Raw genomic sequence first — 3,368 nt, 5'->3', positions numbered from 1 at the left:
CAACTACCTGCCGAGTGATCAGACCTCCGGACCGAAGCCGAAGACTGCATTCAGACATCAACTCCGAGTGCTGGTTCTGGACCTGTATGTTGCTTGGCTGGAAGACCCAGAACTGTCTATCGGCGTCTCCATGTCCTCGAACCACTGGGACACGTCTTCTCGCTATAACGCGATCCATATATCCAAGAAGATCATCCCGATCATTCACACCCTGATTGAGGCAGGACTATTGGATGTTGCCAAGGGCAGCTACTCGGGTCCTCTGGCCCAGGGGAACAGAACAACAAGGATACGAGCCTCCGAGGTCCTGCAGGGATGGTTCGCCGAAGTGGCATTCCGACGAGATGACGTTGGTCGGGTCGAAGGTGAAGAAATCATCATCCTCAGAGGCGACAAAGCAGAGGCACTGGTCGAGTACGAGGAAACCGACGAGATCATTAGAATGCGGGCTGAGCTTGAGCGCTATAACCAAGTTATTGGTGGCGCTTTCATTGATATCCCTGTTTTGGATGAACCAAGGGTCGATGATGTCACCACCGATCATCATCATAAGTTCACCCGCAGGATATTCAGCCGCTCTGACTTCAACCTGAATGGGCGCTTTCATGGCGGTTGGTGGCAGCAGATAAATAGTGACTGGAGGTCGAAGATCTTCATCAATGATACGCCAGTTGTCGAAGTGGACTTCCGCAGCCTCCATGTCTCGTTGCTCAGCCTTCGAGCAGGAAAAGAACTTGATGGCGATCCCTATGAATTGCCCAACATACTGGGTGCATGGCTGCCTTCAGTGCTGCAGCGTCAATTTATCAAGCGGCTTGTACTGACAGCAATCAACGCCGGTTCCAGGGATGCCGCCTTCCGGGCGTTTCGAGACGGATACCCAACCGGCCACGCAGGCAAGACACTGACGAACGAGCAACTGGAGGCCCTGCTGACTGGCTTTCTGGAAAAGACCCCTCACATCAGGGACTTTCTGTTCGCGGATCAAGGTATTCAGTTGATGAACCTTGATAGTGAGATAGCGGAGCGCGTCCATCGGCACTTCTGCGATCGGGCCGTTCCAGTCCTATCCGTGCATGACAGTTTTATTGTCGATTACACCCGAGTGGGCGAACTGAAGCGGGTGATGGCCGAGGCGTCTGCTGAAGTGGCTGGTGCACCGTTACCAACATCAAACAAGTTCTACGGGCTGGACGAACAACCCGACCCGAACGCCAACCACGTCAAAGACTACATCATCTGGCGGCAGACGGCCCGGTCTGAGGGGTATCTTCAGAGGTTGGCGGAACATGAACGGAGAACTGGGCGAGAAGTGGTGCCGTTCGAAGCTCAAAATTGACGCTGCAGAAATAAGTGGGACGAGTTATCGGACAGACGAAGGGTTGAATTGTGCATAAATCAGTTTCTAACACTCCGTGAAGTCACAGGAAGCTATTGCTGTGCTCATTCAGTTCTTTCACCTTCAATTTTGTGACCTGACGTTAACTTGGAGCGGTGCGAAGCTAAAGCCTTTGTAAAAACGCTACGGATACTCATTTTGGTAACCCTGCTTTTAGCCAACCCTCACGCCAACTATCTGCACAGGATGGAACAGTGAATATTGGCATTTGTGTCTGCGCTGAGGCTGCAGTCAGGCCTGGGCGCAACGTCTGAAGGTCAGCTACCGCTTTGCGAGCTGCAGCATCATCGGTGAGGTGTCCTAAAGCAGCAATCAGCATGAGATGGCTCATTACGAAATTTGAGCGTACAGATAAAGCGTCTCGGCAAGCCTTAGCCGATTCTTCATAACGCCCAAGGTGAAAAAGCGCGCTAGCCTGAGCAAGGTAAGCAGCGTGGCGCAATGGATCGTGAGGGCTGAGCTCAACAGATTGAACCGCGTGACTTAGTGCTTCCTCTGGACGATCAAGCAGAAAAAGGTTGATGGAGCCCAGCATATGGACCGTTGCGGCATTTGGATTTTGCTCAAGGGCTTGTTTGAAAGCAACCCGCGCGCGTGGCAGGTCTCGCGCCAGCATAGAGATTGAATGCGCAGCGTACGCCAACGCGATGCCGTCTGCACGATCGCTCAACAGAACCCGCTCGGCTGCCTGAATAGCCTCTTTCGGCCCTTCACCAATTGGCTCAAGCCCTTGAACCATTCGTTGAATATGCAACCAAGCCAACAGCCCTGACGCGGAGGCGTATTCTGGATCACGCCTCAATGCGAGGTTTGTCAGACGTATGGCCTCTCGATTGTCTTGATCCGTTAAAAGATGGAAATGCGATTGTGCTCGAATATATAGTTCATAAGCTTCCAAATTTTCCGTAGGTTTTGCCCGCGCACGGTTAGTTTCGGCGTGCCTTAGAGACGGTTCAATCGCGGTTACGACCTCCAGCGTTACTTTGTCTTGAAGTTCAAAAATATCATCAAGCACGCCGTCGAAGCGATCTGCCCAGAGATGACTGCCGTCGTCCGCATCAATCAACTGACCTGTAATGCGGACTCGTTGACCTGCTCGTCTGACTGAACCCTCGAGAACGTAGCGCACTCCAAGAATGCGACCCACTTCGCGTATGTCCGTGCTTTTTCCTTTGAATGTAAAAGATGAATTTCGTGCCACGACCATCAGCCAACGGAAACGAGACAACTCTGTGATAATGTCTTCGGTAATGCCGTCCGCAAAAAACTCCTGTTCGGGATCACCAGACATATTGTCGAATGGCAGCACTGCAATCCCGGGTCTGACATCTGCCTTTTCTGATAGATTGGCATAAGTGCCCTTTGGCCAGCACCAAACACCAATGCGGCGCGTGATATTTTTGAGTTCTGTCTGCTCGCCGCCATCGAATTTGGACGCGTCACCTCGGTCAAGACTGTTGTGAGATGTGTCCGATATCAAAACCTGATCCGGCTCGGCCAGCGCTTCGAGACGAGCGGCGACATTTATTCCGTCACCAAAAATGTCATCGCCTTCTGTAACGACCTCGCCAGTATGAATGCCAATTCGAAGCTTGATGCTCTTTGGTTTCTGCGCTGACTGTAATGCAATAGCGCAATCTGCAGCGTCTGATGTGGACTTAAACTCGGCAATCCAACCGTCGCCCAAGCTTTTGATCAATGTCCCCCTGTGGGCTTGCAGCAGCGACTGAAGTGTATCTTCACGGAATGATCTAAGCGCAGCAATCGTACCTTCACGGTCATGATCCATCAGTGCTGAATATCCGACGATGTCCGCCGCAAGCACTGTGGTAAGCCGTCTGTCCATTCGTTCCCCCGTTTTGAGGAACTTAGCGCGACACTCAACTTCTGTCAGCCCGACAACTTTGCCTTTGAGCGGTAAACCCTAAGTCCCAAACTGCTCTCAAAATCCATTCCATGCTGGAGATCA

General features: G+C 52.0%; 2 protein-coding genes. One reads left to right on the top strand and one right to left on the bottom strand.

Going from position 1 to position 3,368, the window contains the following annotated elements:
• The coding region (locus ACR0FB_RS20635; RefSeq protein WP_480621766.1) for a hypothetical protein at positions 1-1,339 on the top strand (1,339 nt) is incomplete at its 5' end.
• Between the two features lie 193 nt (positions 1,340-1,532).
• Here the strand turns inward: ACR0FB_RS20635 and ACR0FB_RS20630 are convergent.
• The gene (locus ACR0FB_RS20630; RefSeq protein ID WP_480621765.1) at positions 1,533-3,188 is read right to left on the bottom strand and encodes an adenylate/guanylate cyclase domain-containing protein; all 1,656 of its coding nucleotides are present in this window, start codon (positions 3,186-3,188) and stop codon (positions 1,533-1,535) included.
• Positions 3,189-3,368 lie beyond the last annotated feature (180 nt).

Source organism: Ruegeria sp. P10 (assembly GCF_056534925.1).
This window is presented reverse-complemented; position numbering and strand designations above follow the sequence as displayed.